This window comes from Paraburkholderia sp. RL17-337-BIB-A, assembly GCF_046025895.1.
Lineage (GTDB): Bacteria > Pseudomonadota > Gammaproteobacteria > Burkholderiales > Burkholderiaceae > Paraburkholderia > Paraburkholderia fungorum_C.
In genome coordinates this window covers 4,572,416-4,598,005 of sequence record NZ_JARESY010000001.1, presented here as the reverse complement: position 1 = coordinate 4,598,005, position 25,590 = coordinate 4,572,416, and the positions used below count along the sequence as shown (strand labels likewise).

Here is a 25,590-nt window from a genome sequence, read left to right as displayed (position 1 = left end):
GGCGCCGCGCGGGTTCGGCGAGGCTAGGGCGTCGCGTTGTCGCCGGACGCCTGTCGCAAGTTTGTGAGGGACACGGCACTGTGTGGCACATGCGGTGCTCTACAATGAAATCATGCTCTTGCGATGGAGGCTACCGTGATTGAGCACTTGATATTAGGCGCCTTTCTGGTCATCCCGCTGCTCATCGTCGCGTTTCTTTTCTCCGACGAATTGTGGCAGGAACATCGGCATCTGCACGACATCCATCTCGAGCCCGTGAAACCTCGCCGCGACTGGCGGCATCCGCTGCGCCGCTGGCGGCATCGGCTGTAGGTAGCGTCAGTGGGCGCGCCAATGGTCGCGAATGCGCTTGGCCAGCGCTTCGAGCGTGGCCGCATCGGCGGCCTCGCGTGCATGCATGCGTAGCGGTTGTCCTTCCCAGCGCGGGATCACGTGAAAATGCACGTGCGGTACCGTTTGTCCCGCTGCGGCGCCATTGAATTGTCCGATGAACACGCCGTCCGGGCGCAGGGCCGCGCGAATGGCAATGGCGAGTTTCTGTGCCATGCGCATGCAGGCCACTGTCGACGCATCCGACAACTCGAATATTTCAACCGCTGCTTCCTTCGGCACGATCAGCACGTGCCCGTCGGCTTGCGCCATCAGGTCCATGAAGGCCAGCGCCGCATCGCTTTCCGCCACTTTGATGCAGGGTAGTTCGCCGCGCAGAATTTTCGCGAAGGGATTGCTGTCGTCGTAGTTCATCACGCGTCCTCGTAGGTTGCCGTCGGTAATAAAGGTGAGCTGCTGTCGGCAATATTGTCCACCACATCTATTACAAAGCGCGTGCTGCGCGTTTGATTGCTTGCGGCGGCTGGCCGAACGCGCGTAGAAAGGCGCGCCGCATCCGTTCGGTATCGATGAAGCCGGTTTCGGTGGCGACCGCTTCCATCGAGTGACGGCCCGCTTCGAGCATGGTGCGGGCGGCTTCCACGCGCAGCGCCTCGATGGCCTTGGCCGGCGATTGGCGCGTTTCGTCGCGAAAGGCGCGGCTGAACTGACGTGGGCTCAGATGCGCGACGTCGGCGAGCTGTTCGACCGTCAACGGCTCGCGCAGATGGTTTTTGGCGTACGACAGCGCGTCCTGAATGCGGTCGGACTTCGGCTCCAGATCGAGCATGGCCGAGAACTGCGACTGCCCGCCGGTGCGCCGATGATAGACCACGAGCTTCTTGGCGATGGCGCGCGAGACCGCGACGCCGAGATCGCTTTCGATCAGCGCCAGACACATGTCGATGCACGCCGTCATGCCCGCCGAGGTCCACACCGAGCCGTCGACGATGAAAATGCGATCGTCGTCGATACGGGTCTCGGGAAAGCGCCGCTGCAATTCGCGGGCATGGTGCCAGTGGGTCGTGGCGTGCCGGCCGTTCAGAATGCCGGCTTCGGCCAGCACGAAGGCGCCGGTGCAGATGCTGGTGGTGCGGCGCGAGACCGCGAGCGCGTCGTTCAAAAACGCCAGCAACGCCGGCGATGACGGCTCGATCTGCATCGAGCCCGTTACCACCACCGTGTCATAGGCCGGATCGCCGAACGGTTGCGTTGCGATCTCGACGCCCGACGAACTGCGCACCATTCCGCCCTGTTCGGAGATGACTTCCACCGCGTACTCCGGCTGACCGGCCTCGAGGTTCGCCAGCTCGAACACGGAGATCGCCACCATATCGAGGATCTGGAAGCCGGGGAAAACCACCACGCCAATGCGTTTCATCGCGATGTCCCAAAACGAGGTAAATATGACATTTGAGACAAAAGGCTACGCGCCTAGACTTCACTCGTCAACACCGCGTCGCCAACTAGAGGGCAGGGCGACGGTGGCACCAGGTTTTCCCATTCATCGATCAGGGCTCAGGCGTGACGCGCACAGCCCGCAAGGAGAGCTTCACATGGCAACGCAAGCAAACAAGGGCACGGCATTGATTACGGGCGCATCGTCGGGCATCGGCGCGGTGTATGCGGACCGCCTCGCGCGGCGCGGTTACGACCTGATTCTGGTGGCGCGCGACGTCAAGCGCCTCACCGGCGTGGCCGAGCGCCTCGCCGGCGAAACCGGCCGGCACATAGATATCGTGGCCGCCGATCTCACCGACAAAGCCGACACGCGCCGCATCGAAGAACGTCTGCGGACCGACCGCAACATCACGATGCTGGTCAACAACGCGGGCGTCGGCGCGACGGCTTCGCTAATCGACTCGGACGTGGATCAGCTCGAACTCATGATCGACTTGAATGTGACGGCGCTGACGCGCCTGACGGCGGCGATCGTGCCGGGTTTCGTGGAGCGGGGTAACGGTGTCCTGATCAATATTTCGTCGGTCGTCGCGCTGTCGCCGGAGTTGCTGAACGGCACCTACAGCGGCACCAAGGCCTACGTGTTGAACCTGACGCAGTCGCTGCATCATGAAGTGGGCGGCAAGGGCGTGCAATTGCAGGCCGTCCTGCCGGGTGCCACGAGCACCGCGTTCTGGGACCGCGCGGGTCTGGCGGTCGAGCATCTGCCCACGCAGATCGTGATGACCGCCGAGGACATGGTGGATGCCGCGCTCGTCGGCCTCGATCAAGGCGAACTGGTGACGATTCCGTCCTTGCCGGATGCAGCCGACTGGGAGCGCTTCAACACCGCTCGCCAGCATCTGGGGCCGAATCTATCGCATAAGCTGCCGGCTGCGCGTTATTCGCGCGGGGCAGCGGCGGCTTAGTGCGTCTGACGCGGCTGATTGGGCGCGCTTCAACGCCGCGTGGCAGCACCCGTCGCATAAGTTGTCCATTGCGCGCTATACGTGTGGGTCAGAGGCATAGTGCGGCGCGCGGGACGCTCACCGCCAATCCGTCGCCACGTCGTCGGGATCGACCAGCGTCAGTCCCGACGACGGCAGCGGCAACGCCGTCTTGTAGCGCACCTGCTTGAGCGCAAAGCTCGAACGAATGTTGGAAATGCCCGGAATCTTCGTCAGATGGTCGACGATGAAGCGCTCCAGCGTCTGCATATCCGGCATCACTACCCGCAACAGATAGTCGGCGTCGCCCGTCATCAGATAACACTCCATCACCTCGGGGCGCTCCGAAATCGCCTGCTCGAAACGTAGCAGCGCGTCTTCTACCTGCTTTTCCAGACTCACCTGAATGAACACATTGATGCGCAGCCCGAGCGGTTCCGGGTTCAGCAATGTGACCTGCTGCTTGAACAGACCCAGCTTTTCGAGCGCACGCACGCGATTGAAGCAAGGCGTGGGCGACAGATTCACCGAGCGGGCGAGATCCGCATTGGTGATGCGCGCGTTCTGCTGCAACTGGCTCAGGATGCCGATGTCGATGCGGTCGAGTCGTCTGGGCGGCGTGGTCATAGATGAAATATTCCGTGGCAGGTGCGAAATCCGGAATAAATAGCCTATCGGAGCGCGCGGTGGCAAGCAAATGAGAGGCTAATTTTGTGACCACGTGGGTACCATTGACTCACTCGATCTTGAGCCGGATGTGTGGATACGGGAGTGGCGCCATGACGGATTTGTCCAGTGGTAACGAGCAGTTGCGGTCTTTGGATCTCCAGCGCGCTGAACGTGCGGAGCGTGAAGATACCGACCCGCAGGAAACCGCCGAATGGCTGGAAGCGCTCGATGCAGTCGTCGCGCATGTCGGCCGGGATCGCGCGCAGTTCCTGTTCGACAAGCTCGCGGGGCATGCGCTGTCGCTGGGCGTCGAATCGGCGCGGACCAACGTCACGCCGTACCAGAACACGATCCCGCTCGAGCAACAGCCGCGCTACCCCGGCAATCTCGAGCTCGAAGAGCGCCTTGCCGGCGCGCTGCGCTGGAATGCGCTCGCGATGGTGGTGCGTGCAAACCAGGCTTACGGCGAACTCGGCGGCCATATCGCGAGTTATGCGTCGGCGGCGGATCTGTTCGAGGTCGGCTTCAATCATTTCTTCCGCGCTGCGGCACCGAGCGGCGAGGAGGGCACGGGCGATCTCGTGTACTTCCAGCCGCATTCGTCGCCGGGTGTGTATGCGCGGGCTTATCTCGAAGGCTTTCTCTCCGAGGAAAATCTGCAGCACTATCGTCGCGAGATCGGTGGCCCCGGGCTGTGCTCGTATCCACACCCTTGGCTGATGCCGGACTTCTGGCAGTTCCCGACCGGCTCGATGGGCATCGGCCCGATCAACGCGATTTATCAAGCGCGCTTCATGCGCTACCTCGCCAACCGCGGCCTCGCGCAGACCGATGGCCGCAAAGTGTGGGGTTTCTTCGGCGACGGCGAGATGGACGAGCCGGAATCGACCGGCGCGCTGTCGCTCGCGGCGCGCGAAGGGCTCGATAACCTCGTGTTCGTGATCAACTGCAATCTGCAGCGCCTGGATGGTCCGGTGCGCAGCAACGGCCGGATCATCGACGAACTCGAAGCGCATTTCATCGGCGCCGGCTGGAACGTGATCAAGGTGGTGTGGGGCTCGGACTGGGACGCGCTGTTCTCGCGGGACCGCACCGGCGCGTTGCTGCGAGCGTTCGCACACACCGTCGACGGCCAGTTCCAGACTTTCTCGGCCAACGACGGCGCGTACAACCGCGAGCGTTTCTTCGGCCAGAACCCGGAGCTTGCCGCGCTCGCCGCGCAATTGAGCGACGACGACATCGACCGCCTGCGCCGCGGCGGCCACGACGTGCGCAAGCTGCACGCGGCGTATGCGAAGGCGCTCGCGCATCGCGGCCAGCCGGCGGTGATTCTCGCGAAGACGATGAAGGGCTTCGGCATGGGTACGACAGGTCAGGGCCGTATGACCACGCATCAGCAGAAGAAACTCGGCTTCGACGATCTGAAGGCGTTTCGCGACCGCTTCCGTTTGCCGCTGACGGATGAGGACGTCGAACAGGTGAAGTTTTACAAACCCGCGGACGACAGCCCGGAGATGCAATACCTGCATGCGCGCCGGGCTGCCTTGGGAGGCTATCTGCCCAGAAGGCGGAGAGTTGCATCGACGGGGCTGATCGTCCCGCCGATGTCTTCCTGGGGGCAATTCGCACTGGATTCGAACGGCCGCGAGATGTCCACGACGATGGCGCTGGTCCGCATGCTGACCGCGCTGCTCAAGGACCGCGAAGTCGGCCCGCGCGTGGTGCCGATCGTCGCCGATGAAGCCCGCACCTTCGGCATGGCGAACATGTTCCGCCAGGTCGGCATCTATTCGCCGCTTGGGCAGTTGTATGAGCCGGAAGATCTGGGTTCGATGCTGTACTACCGCGAGGACACCAAAGGGCAGATTCTCGAAGAGGGCATTTCGGAGGCGGGCGCGGTGTCGTCGTGGATCGCGGCGGCGACTTCGTACAGCGTGCATAACCTGCCGATGCTGCCGTTCTACATTTACTACTCGATGTTCGGCTTTCAGCGCATCGGCGATCTGATCTGGGCAGCAGCGGATCAACGCGCGAGAGGTTTCCTGATCGGCGCGACCTCGGGCAAGACGACGCTCGGCGGCGAAGGGTTGCAGCATCAGGACGGCACGAGCCATCTGGCGGCATCGACGATTCCGAACTGCCGTGCGTACGATCCGGCGTTCGCTTATGAGCTTGCCGCGATCGTCGACGAGGGCATGCGCGAGATGGTCGAACAACAGCGCGACGTGTTCTATTACGTGACGGTGATGAACGAGAACTACGCGCAGCCTTCGGTGCCGGGGGGTGATTTGCAGACGCTGCGTGAGGGCATTCTTAAGGGTATTTATCCGCTCGCCACGCAAGTGCAGGGTGCTGCCTCGGCGACGCAAACGCAGGCGCCAACGTTGACTACGCAAACGCAGGAAGCAACCTCAACGAGGCACGGACGCAAGGCAACTTCAGCGCAAGTACAGTTGCTCGGCGCAGGCGCGATCCTTGGCGAAGTCATCGCGGCGCAGCAACTGCTCAAGGATGAATGGCAGATCGACGCCGCCGTATGGAGCGTGACGAGCTTCACCGAATTGCAGCGCGATGGGATGACGTCGGAGAGAAACGCGCGTCTTGGCGAGGCGACAGATGCGCCGTACGTGACGAAAGCGCTCGAAGCCTCGCAAGGCCCAATCATCGCCGCGACCGACTACGTCCGCGCAGTGCCGGAACTGATCCGCGCCTACATGCCGCGCCGCTACGTGACGCTCGGTACCGATGGCTTCGGCCGCAGCGACACACGCCAGGCGTTGCGCGAGTTCTTCGAAGTGGATCGCAAAGCGATTGTGATCGCGGCGTTGAAGGCGCTGGCGGACGAGAGCGCTATTGATGCAAGCCTGCTCGCAAAAGCACGCAGCAAGTATCGCGGCGATGCGCCAGCAGGTGCTGCGTCGTGGCAATGCTGATGCAGTACGGCTAATGAACCCGCGCCGTTTCCATTAAAAACGCGCCCCGGCGACATGCCGAGGCGCGTTGCCACTTAGCAGCGCTCAAATCGCAGCGCAAAAAATCAGCCGCTCACCGCCACCTGATTCTTCCCATCCCGCTTCGCCCGATACAGCCCGACGTCGGCGGCTTCGATCAGTGTCGTCACCGGCTCCGCGCCGGACGGCACGATCATCGCCGCACCGATGCTGATCGTCACGACACCGCTCGCAGAGCCTGCATGCGGGATGTCGAGTGCCTCGATAGCAATGCGGATTTTTTCAGCCAGCAAGCGCAAGCCACCCGACGACGCCCCCGGCAACACCACCGCGAACTCTTCACCGCCAAACCGCGCCGCGAGATCGGACGAACGTCCCAGGCACGACTCGACGGTGTGCGCGACCTGTTTGAGCACTTCGTCGCCGGCGACGTGCCCATAGGTGTCGTTGTAGGCCTTGAAGTTATCCACGTCGATCATCAGGAAGCCGAGGCCGGTCTTGTCGCGCGTCCCGCGACGCCATTCAGCGGCGAGGTACTGATCGAGATAGCGGCGGTTCGACAAGCCCGTCAAGCCGTCCGAATGCGTGAGCCGCTGCAATTCCAGATTGGTGGCGAGCAACTGCTGTTGCGATTGACGCAGCGCCCGATAAGCCTCGTCACGCTGCAGCAGATTCAGATACGAGCGTGAGTGATAGCGAATCCGCGCGATCAACTCGATGCGGTCCGGCAGCTTCACCAGATAGTCGTTCGCGCCCGCAGCGAAGGCCGCGCTCTTCACCAGCGGCTCTTCCTTGGTGGACAGCACGATGATCGGAATATCGCGCGTCGCCGGATTCTGCCGGTATTGCCGCACGAGCGTGAGGCCGTCGGTGCCGGGCATCACGAGGTCTTGCAGGATCACCGTGGCCCGGGTTTCCGCCGCGCAGTGCACCGCTTCTTCGGGCGACGCGCAGTAATGGAAATCGACGCTCGGTTCATCGGCGAGCGCCTGACGGATCGCCTCGGCGATGATCGCCTGATCGTCGACCAGCAGCACCATGATCGGGCACTCAGCCGCGGGCGGGTTGCCGAGGATGCGCGCCAACGCGTCGTCGATGGCGCTATTAGGCGCGTCCTCCGCGTACGTCTGCGCGTTCGCGTCGCGTGTGGCGAGATCCGGCGCGCTGGCGTTCTGTTGCGGTTTGGAAGTGTCCATGTTGGTCAGCCAGAATAAATTTCAGTGAATCGTAGCGAGCTAATGTGCGATCGACGTGCGGGTAGTGTGCGCCTGCCGGACGCTAACGTGTGCCCACGGATATACCCACGGCGCTGGCGAGCGCGGCGGCAATCCGGGGCAGCGGCAGGATCGCGGCGGCGGCATCGAGCGCCGCTGCCGCCTTCGGCATGCCGTACACGGCGCTGGTTGCCTCGTCCTGAGCGATCGTCTGATAGCCCTTGGTGCGCATCGCCTTGAGGCCGATCGCACCGTCGCGGCCCATACCGGTCAGCAGCACGCCGATCGCCCGTGCCGGCCAGCGTGCCACGACACTCTGAAAAAACACGTCGACGGAAGGCCGGTAGGGCGTTTCGGCCGGCACGCTCGTGTAGCCGAGCACGTTGGGCAGCTTCAGGTGCAGATGGTCGTCCGTGGCGGCCAGCAGCGCGACGCCCGCTTGCGGCCGATCACCTTCGATGGCGATCCGCACGGGCAGCGCCGACTGCTGGTTCAGCCAGTCGGCCATGCCGGCGGCGAATGCCGCGTCGACGTGCTGGACGATCACGATGGCCGCCGCGAAATCCTTCGGCAAGCCTGCGAGCAACGTGGCGAGCGCCGCCGGCCCGCCCGCCGAAGCGCCGATCGCAACCAGCGGCGTGTCGCGGTTTGTCACGCTGGCCGGTCCTGCAGCCGCCGCGTAGCCCGACACATTACGCTCCTTGACCAGCGCGGCGACGTGGTCGATCTTCGCGATCAGAGTGGCGATGCTTTTGTGCGCGTCCGGACCGCTCAGCGAGGGCGTATCCACCGCATCGAGCGCGCCCGCGCCCATCGCTTCGTAGACGCGCCACGCGTTCGCGCCCACGTCGACGGTCACGATCAGGATCGCGCACGGCGCCTTCGCCATGATGCGGCGGGTGGCCTCGATCCCGTCGACGTTCGGCATCACGAGATCCATCAGCACGATGTCGGGCCGCTGCGCGGCGCAGAAATCGACCGCCTGCTGGCCGTCCTGCGCAACCCACAGCACCTCGTAGTCCTGGCGCGCGGCAAGCGCGCGGCGCAGCGCCTCGACGGCGAGCGGCAGGTCGTTGGCGATTCCGATTTTCATTCGTTTTGCCCGTAGGTTTAACCGTAAGCTTCGCCGATCAGATCACGCACTGCATCGAGCAATGCTTCGTCGTGGAAACTGCCTTTCGCCAGATAATAATCCGCGCCCGCGTTCAGGCCGGCGCGGCGGTCTTCTTCACGATCCTTGTACGAGACGATCATCACCGGCAGCGACTGCAGTTGCGGATCGCGCTTGATGAGCGTGACGAGTTCGATGCCGTCCATGCGCGGCATATCGATGTCGGTGATCACGAGGTCGAAGCGCTCGCCGCGCACCGCGTTCCAGCCGTCCATGCCGTCGACGGCGATCGTCACGTCGTAGCCGCGCGTCGCCAGCAGCTTGCGTTCGAGTTCGCGCACGGTGAGCGAATCGTCGACCACCAGCACGCGCCGTGTCGCGCGCTGTGCCGTGAGCGCGGCGCCGAGCTGCGTGTGCTGCAGATCGCCGCCAGCGACGAGCTTTTCGACCGAGCGCAGCCAGTCGTCGACGTCCGCAATCAGCACCGGGTCGCCGTTTTCCATCAACGCGCCGGCTGTGATGTTCCTGATCTTGCCGAGGCGCGGGTCGAGCGGGTGCACCACCAGCATCCGTTCGCCGAGAAAGCGATCGACCACCACGCCGAAGGTTTGTGCGCCGTCGCCGATCACGATCAGGCTGACGGTATCGGCTTCGTTGGCGGGCGGCGCGGTGTCGAGAATCTGATGCGCGGTGACGACGCCGATGCGGCGGCCGTCGAAGGCAATGTGCTGATGGCCTTCGAGCAGTTCGATCTCCGCGCGGCGCACGTGCAGCGTGCGGTTCACATGCGCGAGCGGCACGGCGTACGGCTCGCACGCGACTTCGACGAGCAGGCTGCGGATCACCGAGAGCGTGAGCGGCAGTTGCAACTGCACGCGCGTGCCGACGCCGGGTTCATGCGTGATGCGCACCGTGCCTCGCACACGCTTGACGACGTCGTGCACCGCGTCGAGTCCGACGCCACGGCCGGAGACCTCGGTGACCTGGTCGCGCAACGAGAAGCCGGGCAGGAACAGGAATTCGAGCAGTTCGATTTCGGACAGGCGAGCGGCCGTTTCGGCGCTCGCCAGCTTTTTGCGGACAATCGAGGTGCGTAGCCGGTCGAGGTCGATACCCGCGCCGTCGTCGATGACGGTGATGACCAGCGCGCCGGCGGTGTGACGCGCGTCGAGCGTGAGCGTGCCCTCTTCGGACTTGCCGAGCGCGAGACGGTGCGCGGGCGCTTCGATGCCGTGGTCGATCGCATTGCGCAGCAGGTGGCCGAGCGGCGCTTCGAGCAGATCGAGGATGTCGCGGTCGACCTGAGTCGATTCGCCGACCAGTTGCCAGCGCACCTTCTTGCCGAGCGAACGCGCGACGTCGCGCACCATGCGCGCAAGACCGCTGGTGCCGTCGCCGAAGGGGCGCATCCGGCATTGCAGTGCGGCGTCGTAAAGCTGCTGCGACAGATGTGTCGAGCGGCGGTCGAAGCTCTCCAGATCGGCGAGACGCTCGGCCAGCAGATGTTGCGATTCCGCGGTGAGGCGGCGCAATTCTTCGAGCGCGGCGTGCGCGCGCGGGTCGAGTCTCAGGTCGGCGAGCGTTTCGTGCAACTGATCCAGCGCGCGCGAGCCGTCACGTTGGACGCGTTTGACGCGCAGCATGGATTGCGCGAAGGGTTTGAGCCAGCGCGATTCGACCAGCGATTCACCGGATAGGGAGAGCAGCCGGTCGAGGTTGTCGGCGCGTACGCGCAGCATGCGGCCGGGGTCTGTTGCTGGGGGGCTTGCTTCGTTTGAGGTGGACTCGGAGGCGCTTGCAACCCTGCTCGCCGGTGTGGCTGAGGCGGGGGACGCTTCTGCGCGCAGCGCGTTGGCTAGCAGATTGAATGCGGCGTCGGCGTCGTGTCCAGCGCCGGCCGATGCGATTTGCGGTCCGGTGGCTACGCCGGGTGCAGGTGCAGGTGCAGATGCAGGTGCAGCGCCGGCGACGCGAGCACGAGTCGCGGCAGGACCCGTGGCAGGAACATAAGCAGCCGGCTGCACAGCATCCCGCCGCATCGCAGCGCCATGCGGCACGACACCCGTCATACGCGCCTGCAACGACGCCACGCACGCGCTCACGGCATCACGCGCCGACTCGTCCTCGTCATTGCCGATGCGCGCAACGATATCGACACCGCGCAGCAACTCATCGATCCACGCAGCATCGAGCATCGCGCGCCCTTCCTGCGCCGCGACGAAGCAATCTTCCATCGCGTGCGCGAGTTCGACACCGACCGGCACGCCGACGATACGCGCCGCGCCCTTCAGCGAATGCGCCGCGCGCATGCAGGCCTCGAGCGCCGCCGCATCGCGTGGCGCGCGGTCGAGAGCGAGCAGGCCGTCGTTGAGCACACGTGCCTGGGTTCGCGCTTCCTCGCGGAAGAGATCGATCAGCGACGGGCGGCGCGGGTCGTCCGTCATCCGAGACTCCGGTTCAAGGTATCGAACAAGGCATCGGCGTCGAGCAGGCCGACCGTCATGCCGCGCCACGGGGCAATGGCGCGTGTGTGAGCAGCGGCCGCGTGCGAGAGCGTCGCGGGCGGTGGGCAAAAGCTGGAGACCGCGATCCGATGCACGCCGTCGACCTGATCGACTGGAAACACCGCGTGCTCTTCGGCGCGCGAGACCACCAGCAAACGTGGCAGATCGTGACGCGCTGTATCGTCGCCGGCGGTGTCAGCTTCGAAACCCAGCAGATGCGCGAGCGACAGACACACCAGCAAGTCACCCTGCACATTCACCACGCCCAGCACCGCGCGATGTTGCCGATGCGGCAACGTATGAATCGGCCGCGTCTGCACGATGCGCTTGAAGATCGGCGTGGGCAGCGCGAGCCATTCGCCGCCGATACGGAAGATAAGGAACGATTCGCTCGCACCTTGTACATCGTGTCGTTGCTGTTGCGCCGGCGTGCGGGCGTCATGCTGCGAGAGATCCACGAGCGGAATCGGACGCTCCAGCAATTCGGCCGCGGCCGCTTCGAACACGGGGCAATTCAGACAGCGCACGTATTCGACCAGCCGCTCGCACGACGAATCGCCGCGCACGCCGATGCGGTTCCAGCAGTCGTCGAAGGTCACTGTGCGGTCCTCAACCACGTTGCGCTCCCTGTGCGCGCGACGCGCGTTCCATTAACAGACGCGCGCCGTTGCGATCGCCTTCGAGTTCGAGCAGTGTTGCCAGATGCGCGAGCGCTTCAGTGTGCCGCGGGTCGAGGTAGAGCGCCTTGCGATAGTGGCCGCGTGCGAGGTTCGTATCGCCGCTGGCGTCCGCCAGTACGCCAAGCAGGTAGAAGGCGTCGGCGTGCGGTGCGTGCTGTTCCAGATAAACGTTGATCGCATTCGCGGCTTCCGTCAGACGGCCTGCGTCGGCTAATGCGTGCGCGGCTTGCAGCGTGTCGCGTGCGGCGTTGGCCGGCGAGGTGATGGGCGGTGACATGAATTCGTGCGACTGCGATGCGGCTTTGGACGCCTGCAGTGAGTGTTGCGAAATGTCGTTCAGAGGCGTGCGCCGTGAAATACCGTTCGCGGGCGGGTGCTGTGAAGTGTCCTTTGGCGGTGTGCGCCGCGAAATGTCGTTCAATGACGTGTGTTGCGAAGCTCCATCCAACGGCAAGCGTTGCGAAATACCTTCCAACGGCATGGGCGGCGAAATTCCGTTCTGTGGCGATTGCGTTGAGACGCCGCCGAACGAGTTACGCGCAACCGGATCGGGCCACGCGAAAGGCTCCGCCGAGAACACTTGCAGCGGCGCGAGCGCGGGCACTGCCGAATGGGTCATCGCGAGCGCGGCGGCCGTGGCGAGCGGCGCGGTGTGCCAGCCGTTGGACTGCGCTTCACCCGTCGCCGCGCGGCGGAACGCGAACGCCAAAGGAATCTTCGCCGACTGCATGCCGTGACGCATCAACAGCCCGGTTTCCGCGGGACCGACGAACAGCGTGCCGTTTTCTGCCAACACGCTGTTGAGCGCATGCAAGGCCGTCTGCTGTGCTGCGCGGTCGAAGTAAATCAGCACGTTGCGGCAGAACACGAAGTCGTAGACGCCGAGCGCCGTCGCATCGAGTTGCATCAGGTTAGCGCGCGAGAACCGCACCGCGTCGACGACGCGCGGCGCGAGACGCCAGCCGTCTTCGGTGCGCGTGAAGTGCGCGTCACGGAATGGAAACGCATTGCCGCGAAACGAGTTGCGGCCGTACACGGCGCGCTGCGCGACGGCCAGCGAACGCTCGCTGATATCCATCGCGTCGATGCGCATGTGCGCGGCGTCGATGCCGGCGTCGAGCAGCGTCATCGCGATCGTGTACGGTTCTTCGCCGGTCGAGCAGGGCAAGCTCAGAATCCGCAGCGGCAGCGCGGTGCCGCGCTCGCCGAGGCGTTCGTGCGCGAGACGCGCAAGCGCTTTGAACGCGTCGGCGTCGCGATAGAACCAGGTCTCCGGCACCACCACCGTTTCCACCAGCGCCTGCACCATGGCGGGCGACGCGTGCGCAGCTTCCCAGTAGTCGGCGAGCGTGGCGCCGGCGTGACCGTCCGCGTACCAGGCGGCGGCGCGCTGATCGACCGCGCGCTCGATCGCGCTATGACCGAGCGATGCTGCATCGAGCCCGATGGTTCGATACAGCAGATCGGTGAAGCGTCGATAAAGCGGCGCGTTGTCGTGATGCGCGTTCATGTGTGCGCCTCGGGAAACAGCAGGGCTTTGACGTCGTCGGGCAGCAGATGCTCGACGCGAATCCATTGCACCAGACCGCCTGCTTCGCTCGCGACCGGGCCCAGATAGCGCGCGTGCGGCAGGTCGATGCCGGCGTCATGAAACGTGTCGGCGGCGAGGCGGATGGTGCGCGTGGCGCCTTCAAGCAGGAGCGCGAGCAAGCGCACCGTGCCCGCATACGGATAGCGCACCAGCACCACACGCGTCGACATCAGCTGCGCCGCCGGGCGGCCGAGCGCGAGCGCCGGCAAATCGATCACCGGCAGCGGCGTGCCTTCGTGATCCAGCACGCCCGCGACCCACGACGGCGCGCCGGGGATCGTCTTCGGCGGCGACTGCGGCGTGAGCGACATCACACGCTCCACCTGCGTCGCGTCGATCACGTAGCGTTCGCTATCGAGCGTGAAGAGGATGAAGAGCATCGGCGTGGGCTTGGGCTGTGGGAAGGTGTGTGGGGCGGCGAGCGTGATTCAATGAGCCAGCCGCGACGCGTCAGGCCACCACCTTGAAGCGCGATACGCCAGTGCGCAAGCTATTGGCGACGTGCGTCAGATCGTCGATCGCCTGGGTCGACTGGCGCAGCGATTCCGCCGTCTGTTGCGCGGCCTCCGAGAGCTGCGTCAGCGCCTGGGTAATCTGCTCGGCGCCGGTGGCTTGGGTCTGCATGCCCTCGTTGACCATCGAGAAGCGCGGCGCGAGCGCCTGCACCTGCTGAATGATCTGCGTGAGATGGCCGCCCACGTTCTGCACGTCGAGCATGCCGCGCCGCACTTCTTCGGAGAACTTGTCCATGCCCATCACGCCCGCGGCAACCGCAGACTGGATTTCCTTGACCATCTGTTCGATGTCGTAGGTCGCCACGGCGGTTTGATCCGCGAGGCGGCGAATCTCGGTCGCCACGACCGCGAAGCCGCGGCCGTATTCGCCGGCTTTTTCTGCTTCGATCGCCGCGTTCAGCGAGAGCAGATTGGTCTGATCCGCGACCTTGGTGATGGTGGCGACGACCTGATTGATGTTGCTGGCCTTCTCGTTGAGGATCGCGAGCTTCGCGTTGACCGAGCCGGCCGCTTCCATCACGAGGCGCATGGTGTCTTCCATGCGCGCGAGACCCGCGTGCCCCGTGCCCGCGAGTGCCGCCGACTGGCCGGCCACTTCGGAAACCTCGTTCATGGTGCGCAGCAGGTCGCGCGAGGTCGCGAAGATTTCACGCGACGTGGCGCCGATCTCGGTGGTGGTCGCCGCGGTTTCGTTCGCGGTGGCTTGCTGTTCACGCGAGGTCGCGGCGATTTCCGTCACCGACGTCGTGACCTGGACTGCAGACTTTTGCGCCTGGCCGACCAGTGCGGTGATCTCGTCAGTCATGCGGTTGAAGCCCGCTTCGAGCGCGCCGATTTCGTCCGCGCGGTTCAGGTGCAGACGTTGCGTGAGATCGCCCGTGCGCATGACGTCGACGACTTTCAGCACCTTGGCCATCGGCGTGGTGACCGCGCGCAACAGCCAGTAACCGGCCAGCGCGGCGACCATGGCGGCGATCAGCAGCATCACGAGCAATACGACACGGGTCGTCCCGACCGAGCTGCGGATGTTTTCGGCGGCCTTGTCGGCGTCGGCCTTGTTGTTTTCGACCAATTTGCGCACCGACAGACGGCCCGCTTCCCAGATCGACGTGAGTTGCGAGTTGAAGATGTGCGCGGCGTTCTCTTTCGAACTCGGCAAGACGTTCAACAGGGAGGCCTGGATCGGCAGGTACTGCGCGTGTTGCTGGCGGAAGTCATTGAAGAACTCACGATCGCTTTCGCTATAGATGGTCGCGCCGTAATCGCCGAGGAGCTTCTGAAGGGTCTGCTCGGTCTCTTGCAAACGGGCTGTGTCGCGCTTGACGGCGTCGGGGTCCGTATCGACGTAAATGAGACGCTGCGTGACGGTGTAGTTCTCGAACCAGGCCGCGCGCATCGCGGTCGCGTAGTAGAGGCCGGGCATCGAATCGTCCTGCTGACTCTTCGCGTCGCGGTCGATGCCGCCGAGTTGCTCGAAAGTGACGATTGCCATTGCCAGCATCACGATCAGCACGATCCCGAAGCTGCACAGAATCCGTTTCCGGATGGTCCATTGTTTCACGCGCACGCCCCTTAACTTTTTTAGCTTGGACTCGACGCCCGATGTCGACTGGCGGTCTCGGGGTCGAACGATCGGAAAGCTTTGAGGGTCGTCGGATTTGTCCGACGGGTCATGCGGCGGATTTTACATTGATCGTGGGAATGGATGGCGGTGCGGAAGGGCGAGGTGGCATTTTGAGGTGTCGGCGGGTGCTGGCCTAAGGCTCACTGTTTTTTCTGGCGGAAATTGGTAAGCAAGGACGCCTGCGCGGCGTTACATCGGTAATCGCCAGTTACCAACTGCAGCATCTATTTCTGCAAGTACCCCACACAATCTGCTCCATGCCTGAACGGCGGGAGCGAAACATGAAAAAGATTGCGGTGGCGTTGTTGATGGTGGGGAGCCTGAGCGTAGCGGGGCAAGCTTCGGCTCATGGGAATGGCGGCGATGTGGTCGGTGCGCTGATCGGCGGTGCCGTGCTGGGCGCCGTGGTGACGTCCGCATTGAATCCGGCGCCGGTGGTGGCTTATCAGCAGCCAGTGTATGCGCAGCCGGTCTATCAGCCGGCGCCTGTGTATGCCGGGCCGCCGCCGGGATACTGCTATGACCAGTACCAGCGTGCGTACGTCGCGTGCGGTGCGCCGCCGCCCGCACAGTACGGGTATCCGCAGCAGCCGCAACCGCAACCGGGCTGGTAACGCCATGTATTAGCACGCGTCGTTTCGCGACGCTCGCGCTCGCGCGCACCAGAGAAAAAGGCCGTCGCGTGGTGCGACGGCCTTTCTTGTTGGGTATCCGCGCTCAGTGCTTGTGATGCAGCCACTCCGCATAGTGCGTGTCGAGCCAGCGTTCGAGGCGCTCCGGCTTCGTTTTGGCGTGGTAGTGGGACGCCGCCCAGATCACCGCGCCGACCAGCAGCATCACCGCCGGTCCCAGCAAATAGGCTACTAAAGATTCAGACATGGAGCCTCCGTCTCGGCTTTCATCCACGCTTTAGTTTAGGCGATGAACAGCGGGAAAGAAGGACGCTGTGAGGGGTTGGCTGGCGGTGAGGTGGGATTGACGTGATTGGGCGGGCTGGAAGGCGGAGCGCGCTCGCCGAGAACCCAGTGAAGAAGATGTTTTTATTTTAAATACAGGTCTTTGCAGGTTGTGTTTGTTTGTCTGTGTACCATCAAGCACGCCGTCGGCCTATGGTGAAATGGACTGCTGGAACGCGCATAGGACTCGCCGGACCTGCCGCGCATAGCCGATTACGCTCGTCGGCCAAGGCGTGCTGGATCATCTGCACGAATCTGGCGGCGAGCCTCGCGAACCTTCAGAACGCGACCGCGGGTTTGCGTGCCGCGCGCTCGATTTGAGCGTCGACAAAATCCGCCCACAGTTGCAAGGTCCGACGCTGCTCTGCGGCATGCCCAGCGTGGTGGCCCCCGCCCGAGGCGTCCTTGACGGCATGTGCCAGCGCATTTTCGATCGCATCCGAAGGTTGCCCCATCTCGCGTAAGTGGGTCGCGGCGGTGCGCCGGAAGTCATGTAAGACGAAATGCTCCACGTCGAGTCCGAGCGATTTGACGGCCTGGTTGAGCGTGCTTTTAGCGATCGGCCGATCGTCGCCCCTGACGCTTGGGAATACGAAATTTCGGCTGGTCTTCGTGTCCTGAAGCTCGCGAAGCAGGGCGACCGCCTGATGCGGGAGATGCACCACATGCTCGCGGTCCTTGTTCATCCGCGCGGCGGGGATCTTCCATCGCGCTGCGTCGAGGTTGAACTCGGACCAGGCTGCCTCGACGATGTCCGATTTCCGCACCATCGTCAGCACGAGCAGGTGCAAAGCCAATTTCAGCGGACGTCGAATGTTCGAGGCGTAGATCGCGCGGAGCATGGCGCCCATTTCGTCTGGAGCGAGTACGCGGGTGCGGCTGTCCGGCGTCGCGATGAAGCGGGCCGGGATGAGCGCCGCCGGATTGTCCGTGGCCAGCTGCCGGGCAATCAGGTACTCATAGAGCCGCTTGACCGCGTTGCGCGTGTGCAGCGCCATTTTGGGCGAGCCACGGCTTTTGATCTGATCGCATATCGCGCGGATGTCGTCGGCCGTTACGGCCTTGATCGGCTTGGCGCCGATGGCGGGGAGAACGTCCTTTTCGAGCGCGCGCCGCGTGGTGCGCTGATACTCCGCCGATTTGCCGGCCATCTCCGTCGCGAGGTAGAGCTCCGCTGCTTCGCGCAGCACCTCGGCCTTGCTCTCTACACCGCGGTCGCGGCGTGCCGTGGCTACCGGCGAGACGCCGCCTGCAACCATCTCTGCGTATTTCTGCGCCTTGGCGCGCGCGACGCGTAGCGAAATCATCCGGTAGTCGCCAATCGTGACGAGCGGCTGACGCTTGCCGTTCAGTGAGTAGCGGAAGCGCCAGACCTTGGTGCCTGTGGTCATTACTTCGATGACGAGGCCGTTGCCGTCTGCGACGCAATATCGCGTCGCGCGGGGTTCAAGCGCGCGGATCTGCGTTTCGGTGAGAGGGGCGGCTAGTTTTGGCATGACGGGCGTTTGATACATGGGACAGCGGTGATTGTAGATCGGCCGTCGCTTGTGTACCAAAAAAATGGGTGGATTTTGGTCTACAAATTGTCTTCAGTGCACATTATGCAGACGTGAAGCAGGGGTAGCCGCTGATGCCACGCGTTGCTGCGCGTCAGCAGGTCGACCATTTTGGTGACTTTACCGAAATGGTGTTGGGCGCGGTGGCTCGACCGCTCAGGGACAGTCTTCGCCTTCTCGGCGGGCGATAACGTTTGACGGTGCGCTTGTGAAAATCGGTTGTCACCTGGCAGTAGATTATTTTCCGATACAAAACCGGCTGAAAATCACTCCGAGCAGATCATCCGAACTGAATTCGCCGGTGATGGAATTCAGCTGATCCTGCGCTAGCCGCAGTTCTTCGGCGAACAGATCCAAGGCTTGAGCGTTCTGATCGGCGTGCGCGGCAGCCGTCGCCAGATGCTCCTCAGCCGCGCGCAGCGCAATCAGATGCCGTTCGCGCGCGAGGTACACGCTTTCCGCGCCGGCCTGCCAGCCGGCGATGCGCAGCAATTCCTCGCGCAGCAACGCGACGCCATCGCCTTGTTTAGCCGACAGCCGTACTTCGCTGAGATCGAGATCGGCGTCCAGCGGGGTCACGGTCGGCGCGAGCTCGGTCAAGTCCGTCTTGTTCAGCACGCGCACCACCGGTACACCGCTCGGGAAACGCGCCGCGATCGTTTCGTCTTCGACGTTCATGCCAGTTCGTGCATCCAGCAGATGCAGGACGACGTCCGCGCGCTCAATCTCGTTCCACGTGCGCGCTATGCCGATCTTTTCCACCTCGTCTTCGGTATCGCGCAGGCCAGCTGTGTCGATCACATGCAGCGGAATGCCTTCGATCTGGATCGTCTGCGCGACCTTGTCGCGCGTCGTGCCGGCGATCGGCGTCACGATGGCCAACTCCGCGCCGGCCAGCGCGTTTAGCAACGACGACTTGCCGACGTTCGGCTGTCCCGCCAGCACCACCGACAAACCCTCGCGCAACAACGCACCTTGACGTGCTTCGCTCAGCACGTGCGCCAGGCGCTCGCGGATTCGCGCGAGCTTGCCGCGGGCGTCGGCGGCTTCGAGAAAGTCGATTTCCTCTTCCGGAAAATCGAGCGTCGCTTCCACCAGCATCCGCAGCGTGATGACTTCTTCGACCAGCGCATGGATGTCGCGCGAAAACGCGCCGTCGAGCGAGCGGCCCGCCGAGCGTGCCGCGGCCTCGGTGCTGGCCTCGATCAGATCGGCGACGGCTTCCGCTTGCGCCAGATCCAGCTTGTCGTTGAGAAACGCGCGCCGCGTGAATTCGCCCGGCTCAGCCAGACGCAAACCGAACGCACGGCCGGCCTCGATGCAACGTTGCAGCACCAGTTGCAGCACGACCGGACCGCCGTGGCCTTGCAATTCGAGCACGTGCTCACCGGTGTAGGAGTGCGGCGCGGGAAAGTACAGCGCGATGCCGCGGTCGAGCGCGTTGCCGGCCTCGTCGAGGAAGGGCACATAACTCGCGTGACGCGGCGCCAGTGCCTGGCCGGTGAGCGCTTGCATCAACGGCTGCGCGGCAGCTTCCCCAGCTCGGCCGAACGAAATTCGCACGACCCCGATTCCGCCTCGGCCGGGTGCAGTGGCAATGGCGACGATCGGATCGGAATCGGTGGCGAGCATGGGAATGAAACTATCAGAAGGGATTGAATGCGCAGGGAGCGGGCGCGAGGCATTGTAACGCGGGCACTGTCGGTTCTGGACCCAAGTCATTCCTAGCGCGGGCCAGTTTTCATAAGACAAATAGAGATTTATCTCGCGCAAGCTAAGATAGCCTAAGATTCACTTGCGACTAATCGACGCGCCAGAGTCGCTAAAACGCACACCCCACAAGGAAAAGACAGGATTTTGAAAAATCGTGAAACACGGTATTTGGCGGCTATTTCAGGCTAAAAATAGCTTATTTACGCTATAAAGTAGCCCAATTGGTTGTCCACTGATTATGCGTCGAATTGCACAATCGGGCCCATGCCGACCTCCAAAGAAAAAGCAGCTTTCGCCAAACGGCTGAAAGACTCACTCCCCAAAGACATTAAGGGCGGGACCGATTTAGCTAGGGAATTCAATCTGCTTTATAGCAGTGGCCCTGCAGTCTCACCACAAACCGCGCACAAATGGCTCGCGGGTACGACGATACCAAAGCGCGACAAGTTGCAGGTTTTAGCCGCCTGGTTGCAAAAGGACGTTCACTGGCTGCATTACGGGCCAGCGCCATCCGGCAAGGCAAAACCGCTTGCCCGCGGCGAAAAGTATCCACTTACGCCGGAAACGGTCGAGATGGTGACGCAGATGGCGAACCGGTTCGCGGGTTTGTCGCCGCGCCAGCGCAATCTGGTGGAAGAACTGATCACTGAATTTGACGGCGGCACGCAACAGGAAAGCGACGCCGCGCCTGAAGACGCATCGGCATCGAAAGATAAGGGACCATCCGCCGAGGCATAAAAAAAACCGCCCGGTGCAAACCGGGCGGCTTTTTTACGGCTAGCTTCAGCTTCTGCCTCTCAACCAGCGGGCGCTACCGCCGCCCGCCGCAGGCAAGACATCAATCAGGCCGCTTTCGCCTTCGACTGACCCATCATCCGCGTGATGTAGTACTGCTGGGCGATCGACAGCACGTTGTTCACCACGTAGTACAGCACCAGACCGGCCGGGAAGAAGAAGAACATGACCGAGAACGCGATCGGCATGAACATCATCATCTTGGCTTGAACCGGGTCCGGCGGCGTCGGGTTCAGCTTGGTCTGCAGGAACATCGAGACGGCCATCAGCACCGGCAGGATGAAGAACGGATCCTGTTGCGACAGATCGTGAATCCAGAGAATCCAAGGCGCGCCGCGCATTTCAACCGACGACAGCAGCACCCAGTACAGCGAGATGAACACCGGAATCTGAATCACGACCGGCAGACAGCCGCCGAACGGATTGACCTTCTCGGTCTTGTACAGCTCCATCAGCGCCGAATTCATCTTCTGCGGATCGCCCTTGAAGCGTTCGCGCAGCGCCTGCATACGCGGCGTGATCGCCTTCATGCGCGCCATCGACTTGTAGCTCGCGGCCGACAGCGGGAAGAACACGGCCTTGATCAGCAGCGTGAGCAGCACGATCGACCAGCCCCAGTTGCCGACATAGCTGTGGATCTTCTCGAGCAGCCAGAACAGCGGCTTGGCGATGATCGTGACCCAGCCATAGTCCTTCACCAGTTCCAGACCCGGGGCGATGCCTTCGAGCATGCGCTCTTCTTCCGGACCGGCGAACAGACGCGCGGACACGTCAACCGATTGGCCCGGGGCGATGGTCGCCACCGGTTGCTTCACGCCGACGCGATACAGCGTCGGATCGATCTTCTCGACGTAGATGTCGCGCTTCACGCCTTGCTGCGGAATCCATGCCGACGCGAAGTAATGCTGCACCATCGCGATCCAGCCGTTGTCGGCCGAATTGACGAAGTCTTCCTTGTTCTTGTCGATGTCGCCGAACGTCATCTTCTGGAAGTGGTGCTGGTCGGTGTAGACAGCCGGTCCGATGAACGTGTGCGAGAAGCGCGGCGTTTCCACCGGCTGGTCGTCGCGCACCAGTTCCATATAGACCGACGGGCTCACCGGCGCCGTGCCGACGTTCTCGATCTTCGTGTCGACGCCGATCACATAGCTGCCGCGCGTGAACGTGTAGGTCTTGATGACCTTCACGCCACCCTTGACCGGTGACTCGAAGCTGAGCTTGAACGATTTGGCGTCGCCCGTCAGGTCGGTCGGCTGGTTCGGGAGCGGCGTGTAGATGTCGTTATGGTTCGGGAAATCGCCGCCGAGCAGACCCGTGCGCGCCACGTACGTGTGGTTCGCGGTGCGGTCGAACAGGGTGATGACCAGATCCGGCTGCTTGCCGTCGCCCTGCTTGACGAGCGACAGCTTCGACAGCGTGCCGCCGCGGGTGTCGATCTCGCCGTTATAGACGTCGGTGCTGAACTTGATCAGCTGGCCTTCGGCCGCGGCCGGCGCATTGCCCGGCGCTGCTGCGTTGGTGGCCGGCAAATCGGCGGGCTGGGTTCCCGGCGTTGTGGTTCCCGGTGCGGCGCTACCGACGGTCTTGGTCGGCGTGGCGCTCGGGAAGAACATCGACGGGCGTCCGTGGTCGCGTTGCCAGTTGTCGAACAGCATGACAGCTGACATGAAAAAGATGACCCATAGGACGGTGCGTTTGATATCCATGCGTTGTCTCAGTGTCGATGGAACGGCGCGTCAGCGCTTTTCAGAAGTGGGAGGCGGGACGAGATCGATGCCGCCCGCGGAAAACGGGTGGCAGCGGCAAATACGCCTGGCGGCGAGATAAGTTCCGCGCGCGGCGCCATGATACTGGATTGCTTCGCGCGCGTAATCAGAGCAGGAAGGGTAAAAACGGCACCGGTTGCCGAGCATGGGGCTCACAGCAACCTTGTAGAAACGCAATAAAGCGAAGAGTACCGTTTGCATGGCTGGTGCGGCCGAACGGCGCCGCGCAACGTGGAGTACCGGGTGAGGCCCGCGCAGCAGGGCTGCCGAAGCAATTTCGGCGAACCGCGCTGCCCGTACGACCAATCGGGCGGTCACTTGAGCGTCATTCCGTCTTGGGCGCTTCCGCGGGCGGCGCCTCACGACGGGCAATTTCACGCGCTGCCTTGTCGAGCAGCGCCTCTATCTCGCTGCGGCACAGCGCCCTCACCGGGGGCGACGAGGCGCTCGGCAAAGCTTTCTTGTCGAAGCGCGTGTGCAGACGCAGCAGCACATCCCAACCGCCGAATTCCGCGCGACGCAGCCGGAAGGCTTCACGCGCGAGTCGACGTACCAGATTACGCGTGGCCGCGCGCGGCGCATACTTCTTGCCGATTACGAGGCCCAAGCGAGCGTCATTGCCGGTGGGCCGGCCGTACACCACGAAGTGCGCGGTGCGGCGCCACGGGCGCAAACGAAAAACGGATGAAAATTCATCCGTTTTCAGTAGCCTTGCGGCTTTGGGGAAGGCGGCTTGCGCTCGCAACGGAACCGAGCCCAGTTGCTGCGCCCCAGCCGTTCCCACGTTACTACCGCAGGCTTCGCTTCCCGGCACAGACGGAGCGCGCAATCCGCTAACCTTAGATGGCGAGGCGCTTGCGGCCCTTCGCGCGACGTGCGTTGATGACCTTGCGGCCACCAGCGGTCTTCATGCGAACGCGGAAGCCGTGGGTACGCTTGCGACGGGTAACGGAAGGTTGGTAAGTACGTTTCATGTTGCTCTCACTTGATCGACTGATCGAAAAATAACCGCACGATCATCGCTGAAGCGGCAATGGCCGGAGGTTTACTGAATTGGTTTTCGCGGAACCCGCTATTTAAACCGGTTTTTCGTTGACCGTCAATAGTTTAGCCAGGTCCAGCCTGGCCCCGAGGGGAGTTCGCCGGATGATCGGTCCCTGTGGATAACTCCCTTTCGCCGACGATTTGGCGTTAGAATCTCGCCTTACTTCCCAAAAATCCTGCACGCCGCTCCGGCTCGCTTGCCCCGCAAACCCTTGTGGCACAAGCGCCTGGAGCCGCTACGCCTGGCTGCTGAGGGCCTTGTTGCGCGCACGCGACAGGGGCAGCGGCGAACCGCCGTGCACACCATAACGACAGCAACTCGATGAACGATTTCTGGCAACACTGTTCCGCATTGCTGGAGCGTGAGCTTACGCCCCAGCAGTACGTGACGTGGATCAAACCGTTGGCCCCGGTCGCCTTCGACGCCGCTGCGAACACGCTCAGCATCGCCGCGCCGAACCGCTTCAAGCTTGACTGGGTCAAGAGCCAGTTCTCCGGCCGCATCGCGGATATGGCCCGCGATTTCTGGCACGCTCCGGTCGATGTGCAATTTGTGCTGGATCCGAAAGCCGGCATGCGTGCGCCGGCTGCGAGCTCGTCGCCGGCTCCGGCGCGTCCGTCTTCCGCCGCTGGCTCGATGGGCGGCGGCCAATCGGCTGGCTCGAATGGCGGCGGTGCCGCTGTGGACGCAGCCGTCGGCGCCGTGCAATCGGCGCAAGCCGCGCGCGCCAATGGCGCGAACAGCGCGATGGCGAACCTCAACGCGAATGCACGCGCCGCAGCTGAACAAAACGCAAACGCACGCGCGGCGGCGGCGGAAGATGCCGACCTCGATCTGCCCAGCCTCGACGCGAACGAGGCTGCGGCCGCACGCCGCACGTGGCGTCCGGGCCAAAGCGCGAGCTCGAACGGCAACGGCGAGAACGACTCGATGTACGAGCGTTCGAAGCTCAACCCCGTGCTGACCTTCGACAACTTCGTGACCGGTAAGGCCAACCAGTTGGCGCGCGCCGCGGCGATTCAGGTCGCGGACAACCCCGGCATCTCGTACAACCCGCTGTTTCTGTACGGCGGCGTGGGTTTGGGCAAGACCCACCTGATCCACGCAATTGGCAACCAGCTTCTGATGGACAAGGCCGGCGCGCGGATTCGCTACATCCACGCGGAACAGTACGTGTCCGACGTGGTGAAGGCCTACCAGCGCAAGGCGTTCGACGACTTCAAGCGCTATTACCACTCGCTCGACCTGCTGCTGATCGACGATATTCAGTTCTTCTCCGGCAAGTCCCGCACGCAAGAGGAATTCTTCTACGCATTCGAGGCGCTGGTCGCGAACAAGGCGCAGGTGATCATCACCAGCGACACGTATCCAAAGGAAATCTCCGGTATCGACGACCGCCTGATCTCGCGCTTCGACTCCGGTCTGACGGTGGCGATCGAGCCGCCCGAACTGGAAATGCGCGTCGCGATTCTGATGCGCAAGGCGCAATCGGAGTTCGTGAGCCTGAATGAAGACGTCGCGTTCTTCGTCGCCAAGCATCTGCGCTCGAACGTTCGTGAACTGGAAGGCGCGCTGCGCAAGATCCTCGCGTATTCGAAGTTCCACGGCCGCGAAATCACGATTGAAGTGACGAAAGAAGCGCTGAAAGACCTGCTGACGGTACAGAACCGGCAGATTTCGGTGGAAAACATCCAGAAGACCACGGCTGACTTCTACAGCATCAAAGTCGCGGACATGTATTCGAAGAAGCGTCCGGCGAACATCGCGCGGCCGCGGCAGATCGCGATGTATCTGGCGAAGGAGCTGACGCAGAAAAGTTTGCCGGAAATCGGCGAACTATTTGGCGGGCGCGATCACACCACCGTGCTGCACGCGGTGCGCAAGATTGCCGGCGAGCGCACGACAGACGCCCAGCTAAACCACGAACTGCACGTGCTGGAGCAGACGCTTAAAGGTTAAGCAGGCCGGACGTAAAAATCGACCTGTTTATTTCGGAACTCGCCCCCATTTTAGGGGAGCGGTTCTGTTTTCAGGCACAATACAGGTTTAACCGCCCGGCGGCCGCGGGCGGAATTCACGCCGTGACAGGCGCTGCGTGGCGCCGGCGGGGAGCCGCGGCTGCGCGCTGTAAGGCTGGCAAGCTA

The 25,590-nt window shown here is 63.2% G+C and carries 23 protein-coding genes; 6 read left to right on the top strand and 17 right to left on the bottom strand.

Going from position 1 to position 25,590, the window contains the following annotated elements:
* The first annotated feature begins 135 nt into the window (after positions 1–135).
* Positions 136–312, top strand: a complete 177-nt coding sequence (locus P0D84_RS20485; RefSeq protein WP_408339381.1) for a hypothetical protein — start codon at positions 136–138, stop codon at positions 310–312.
* A gap of 6 nt (positions 313–318) precedes the next feature.
* On the opposite strand, the gene P0D84_RS20480 is transcribed toward P0D84_RS20485, so the two are convergent.
* A complete protein-coding gene (locus P0D84_RS20480; protein ID WP_408339378.1) occupies positions 319–744 on the bottom strand; it encodes an HIT family protein in 426 nt (141 codons plus the stop codon).
* Positions 745–814: 70 nt separating this feature from the next.
* Positions 815–1,750 carry a GlxA family transcriptional regulator gene (locus P0D84_RS20475; RefSeq protein WP_408339375.1) on the bottom strand — a complete coding sequence of 312 codons (936 nt, stop codon included), beginning with the start codon at positions 1,748–1,750 and terminating at the stop codon, positions 815–817.
* A 175-nt stretch (positions 1,751–1,925) separates the two neighbouring features.
* Between P0D84_RS20475 and P0D84_RS20470 the strand changes: the two genes are divergently transcribed.
* Positions 1,926–2,738, top strand: a complete 813-nt coding sequence (locus tag P0D84_RS20470) for an SDR family NAD(P)-dependent oxidoreductase (protein WP_408339372.1) — start codon at positions 1,926–1,928, stop codon at positions 2,736–2,738.
* Positions 2,739–2,855: 117 nt separating this feature from the next.
* On the opposite strand, the gene P0D84_RS20465 is transcribed toward P0D84_RS20470, so the two are convergent.
* Positions 2,856–3,383 (bottom strand): Lrp/AsnC family transcriptional regulator, encoded by a 528-nt coding sequence (locus P0D84_RS20465; protein WP_179735367.1) that lies wholly within the window; start codon positions 3,381–3,383, stop codon positions 2,856–2,858.
* 152 nt (positions 3,384–3,535) lie between these two features.
* Between P0D84_RS20465 and mdeB the strand changes: the two genes are divergently transcribed.
* The gene (mdeB, locus tag P0D84_RS20460; protein ID WP_408339369.1) at positions 3,536–6,358 is read left to right on the top strand and encodes an alpha-ketoglutarate dehydrogenase; all 2,823 of its coding nucleotides are present in this window, start codon (positions 3,536–3,538) and stop codon (positions 6,356–6,358) included.
* 104 nt (positions 6,359–6,462) lie between these two features.
* Here the strand turns inward: mdeB and P0D84_RS20455 are convergent, their stop codons facing one another.
* The 7 genes from P0D84_RS20455 to P0D84_RS20425 all read right to left on the bottom strand — a co-directional run bounded on the left by P0D84_RS20455 (position 6,463) and on the right by P0D84_RS20425 (position 15,552).
* The gene (locus tag P0D84_RS20455; RefSeq protein WP_408339367.1) at positions 6,463–7,572 is read right to left on the bottom strand and encodes a diguanylate cyclase; all 1,110 of its coding nucleotides are present in this window, start codon (positions 7,570–7,572) and stop codon (positions 6,463–6,465) included.
* Positions 7,573–7,654: 82 nt separating this feature from the next.
* A complete protein-coding gene (locus P0D84_RS20450; RefSeq protein ID WP_408339365.1) occupies positions 7,655–8,683 on the bottom strand; it encodes a chemotaxis response regulator protein-glutamate methylesterase in 1,029 nt (342 codons plus the stop codon).
* Positions 8,684–8,700: 17 nt separating this feature from the next.
* The gene (locus P0D84_RS20445; RefSeq protein ID WP_408339362.1) at positions 8,701–11,145 is read right to left on the bottom strand and encodes a hybrid sensor histidine kinase/response regulator; all 2,445 of its coding nucleotides are present in this window, start codon (positions 11,143–11,145) and stop codon (positions 8,701–8,703) included.
* Positions 11,142–11,822: a chemotaxis protein CheW gene (locus P0D84_RS20440; protein ID WP_408339360.1), complete on the bottom strand. Its 681-nt coding sequence runs from the start codon at positions 11,820–11,822 to the stop codon at positions 11,142–11,144. The genes P0D84_RS20445 and P0D84_RS20440 overlap by 4 nt, the downstream gene beginning before the upstream one ends.
* On the bottom strand, positions 11,815–13,395 hold the full coding sequence (locus tag P0D84_RS20435; RefSeq protein ID WP_408339357.1) for a CheR family methyltransferase: 1,581 nt from the start codon (positions 13,393–13,395) through the stop codon (positions 11,815–11,817). The genes P0D84_RS20440 and P0D84_RS20435 overlap by 8 nt, the downstream gene beginning before the upstream one ends.
* Complete coding sequence (locus tag P0D84_RS20430; RefSeq protein ID WP_408339355.1) at positions 13,392–13,856, bottom strand: chemotaxis protein CheW; 465 nt, start codon at positions 13,854–13,856, stop codon at positions 13,392–13,394. The genes P0D84_RS20435 and P0D84_RS20430 overlap by 4 nt, the downstream gene beginning before the upstream one ends.
* A 70-nt stretch (positions 13,857–13,926) precedes the next feature.
* Positions 13,927–15,552, bottom strand: a complete 1,626-nt coding sequence (locus tag P0D84_RS20425; protein ID WP_408339353.1) for a methyl-accepting chemotaxis protein — start codon at positions 15,550–15,552, stop codon at positions 13,927–13,929.
* A gap of 344 nt (positions 15,553–15,896) precedes the next feature.
* On the opposite strand from P0D84_RS20425, the gene P0D84_RS20420 reads away from it, so the two are divergent.
* The gene (locus P0D84_RS20420; RefSeq protein WP_408339351.1) at positions 15,897–16,229 is read left to right on the top strand and encodes an ecotin precursor; all 333 of its coding nucleotides are present in this window, start codon (positions 15,897–15,899) and stop codon (positions 16,227–16,229) included.
* A gap of 103 nt (positions 16,230–16,332) precedes the next feature.
* On the opposite strand, the gene P0D84_RS20415 is transcribed toward P0D84_RS20420, so the two are convergent.
* From P0D84_RS20415 to mnmE, 3 genes are all read right to left on the bottom strand, one after another.
* Positions 16,333–16,494 carry a hypothetical protein gene (locus P0D84_RS20415; protein WP_408339349.1) on the bottom strand — a complete coding sequence of 54 codons (162 nt, stop codon included), beginning with the start codon at positions 16,492–16,494 and terminating at the stop codon, positions 16,333–16,335.
* Positions 16,495–16,849: 355 nt separating this feature from the next.
* A complete protein-coding gene (locus tag P0D84_RS20410) occupies positions 16,850–18,067 on the bottom strand; it encodes a tyrosine-type recombinase/integrase (RefSeq protein WP_408339347.1) in 1,218 nt (405 codons plus the stop codon).
* 297 nt (positions 18,068–18,364) lie between these two features.
* Entirely contained in the window at positions 18,365–19,759 is a 1,395-nt protein-coding gene (mnmE, locus tag P0D84_RS20405) for a tRNA uridine-5-carboxymethylaminomethyl(34) synthesis GTPase MnmE (RefSeq protein ID WP_408339345.1), read from the bottom strand.
* Positions 19,760–20,104: 345 nt separating this feature from the next.
* On the opposite strand from mnmE, the gene P0D84_RS20400 reads away from it, so the two are divergent.
* The gene (locus P0D84_RS20400; RefSeq protein ID WP_408339343.1) at positions 20,105–20,578 is read left to right on the top strand and encodes an XRE family transcriptional regulator; all 474 of its coding nucleotides are present in this window, start codon (positions 20,105–20,107) and stop codon (positions 20,576–20,578) included.
* 104 nt (positions 20,579–20,682) lie between these two features.
* On the opposite strand, the gene yidC is transcribed toward P0D84_RS20400, so the two are convergent.
* From yidC to rpmH, 4 genes are all read right to left on the bottom strand, one after another.
* The gene (gene yidC, locus P0D84_RS20395; RefSeq protein WP_408339341.1) at positions 20,683–22,341 is read right to left on the bottom strand and encodes a membrane protein insertase YidC; all 1,659 of its coding nucleotides are present in this window, start codon (positions 22,339–22,341) and stop codon (positions 20,683–20,685) included.
* Positions 22,342–22,371: 30 nt separating this feature from the next.
* A complete protein-coding gene (gene yidD, locus P0D84_RS20390) occupies positions 22,372–22,602 on the bottom strand; it encodes a membrane protein insertion efficiency factor YidD (RefSeq protein ID WP_081936011.1) in 231 nt (76 codons plus the stop codon).
* A gap of 124 nt (positions 22,603–22,726) precedes the next feature.
* A complete protein-coding gene (gene rnpA / locus P0D84_RS20385) occupies positions 22,727–23,230 on the bottom strand; it encodes a ribonuclease P protein component (RefSeq protein WP_408339339.1) in 504 nt (167 codons plus the stop codon).
* Between the two features lie 10 nt (positions 23,231–23,240).
* Positions 23,241–23,375 (bottom strand): 50S ribosomal protein L34, encoded by a 135-nt coding sequence (gene rpmH, locus P0D84_RS20380; protein WP_004198824.1) that lies wholly within the window; start codon positions 23,373–23,375, stop codon positions 23,241–23,243.
* A 392-nt stretch (positions 23,376–23,767) separates the two neighbouring features.
* On the opposite strand from rpmH, the gene dnaA reads away from it, so the two are divergent.
* Positions 23,768–25,405 (top strand): chromosomal replication initiator protein DnaA, encoded by a 1,638-nt coding sequence (gene dnaA, locus P0D84_RS20375; RefSeq protein WP_408339337.1) that lies wholly within the window; start codon positions 23,768–23,770, stop codon positions 25,403–25,405.
* The last annotated feature ends 185 nt before the right edge of the window (positions 25,406–25,590 follow it).

Bases quoted from the DNA above. Each gene is read 5' to 3' on its own strand.
- P0D84_RS20420 (WP_408339351.1), top strand. From the start codon at position 15,897: ATGAAAAAGATTGCGGTGGCGTTGTTGATGGTGGGGAGCCTGAGCGTA.
- P0D84_RS20455 (WP_408339367.1), bottom strand. From the start codon at position 7,572: ATGGACACTTCCAAACCGCAACAGAACGCCAGCGCGCCGGATCTCGCC.
- yidD (WP_081936011.1), bottom strand. From the start codon at position 22,602: ATGCAAACGGTACTCTTCGCTTTATTGCGTTTCTACAAGGTTGCTGTG.
- P0D84_RS20415 (WP_408339349.1), bottom strand. From the start codon at position 16,494: ATGTCTGAATCTTTAGTAGCCTATTTGCTGGGACCGGCGGTGATGCTG.
- P0D84_RS20450 (WP_408339365.1), bottom strand. From the start codon at position 8,683: ATGAAAATCGGAATCGCCAACGACCTGCCGCTCGCCGTCGAGGCGCTG.
- P0D84_RS20475 (WP_408339375.1), bottom strand. From the start codon at position 1,750: ATGAAACGCATTGGCGTGGTGGTTTTCCCCGGCTTCCAGATCCTCGAT.
- P0D84_RS20430 (WP_408339355.1), bottom strand. From the start codon at position 13,856: ATGCTCTTCATCCTCTTCACGCTCGATAGCGAACGCTACGTGATCGAC.
- yidC (WP_408339341.1), bottom strand. From the start codon at position 22,341: ATGGATATCAAACGCACCGTCCTATGGGTCATCTTTTTCATGTCAGCT.
- P0D84_RS20400 (WP_408339343.1), top strand. From the start codon at position 20,105: ATGCCGACCTCCAAAGAAAAAGCAGCTTTCGCCAAACGGCTGAAAGAC.
- P0D84_RS20435 (WP_408339357.1), bottom strand. From the start codon at position 13,395: ATGAACGCGCATCACGACAACGCGCCGCTTTATCGACGCTTCACCGAT.
- P0D84_RS20410 (WP_408339347.1), bottom strand. From the start codon at position 18,067: ATGCCAAAACTAGCCGCCCCTCTCACCGAAACGCAGATCCGCGCGCTT.
- mdeB (WP_408339369.1), top strand. From the start codon at position 3,536: ATGACGGATTTGTCCAGTGGTAACGAGCAGTTGCGGTCTTTGGATCTC.
- mnmE (WP_408339345.1), bottom strand. From the start codon at position 19,759: ATGCTCGCCACCGATTCCGATCCGATCGTCGCCATTGCCACTGCACCC.
- P0D84_RS20445 (WP_408339362.1), bottom strand. From the start codon at position 11,145: ATGACGGACGACCCGCGCCGCCCGTCGCTGATCGATCTCTTCCGCGAG.
- P0D84_RS20480 (WP_408339378.1), bottom strand. From the start codon at position 744: ATGAACTACGACGACAGCAATCCCTTCGCGAAAATTCTGCGCGGCGAA.
- P0D84_RS20465 (WP_179735367.1), bottom strand. From the start codon at position 3,383: ATGACCACGCCGCCCAGACGACTCGACCGCATCGACATCGGCATCCTG.
- rpmH (WP_004198824.1), bottom strand. From the start codon at position 23,375: ATGAAACGTACTTACCAACCTTCCGTTACCCGTCGCAAGCGTACCCAC.
- P0D84_RS20470 (WP_408339372.1), top strand. From the start codon at position 1,926: ATGGCAACGCAAGCAAACAAGGGCACGGCATTGATTACGGGCGCATCG.
- dnaA (WP_408339337.1), top strand. From the start codon at position 23,768: ATGAACGATTTCTGGCAACACTGTTCCGCATTGCTGGAGCGTGAGCTT.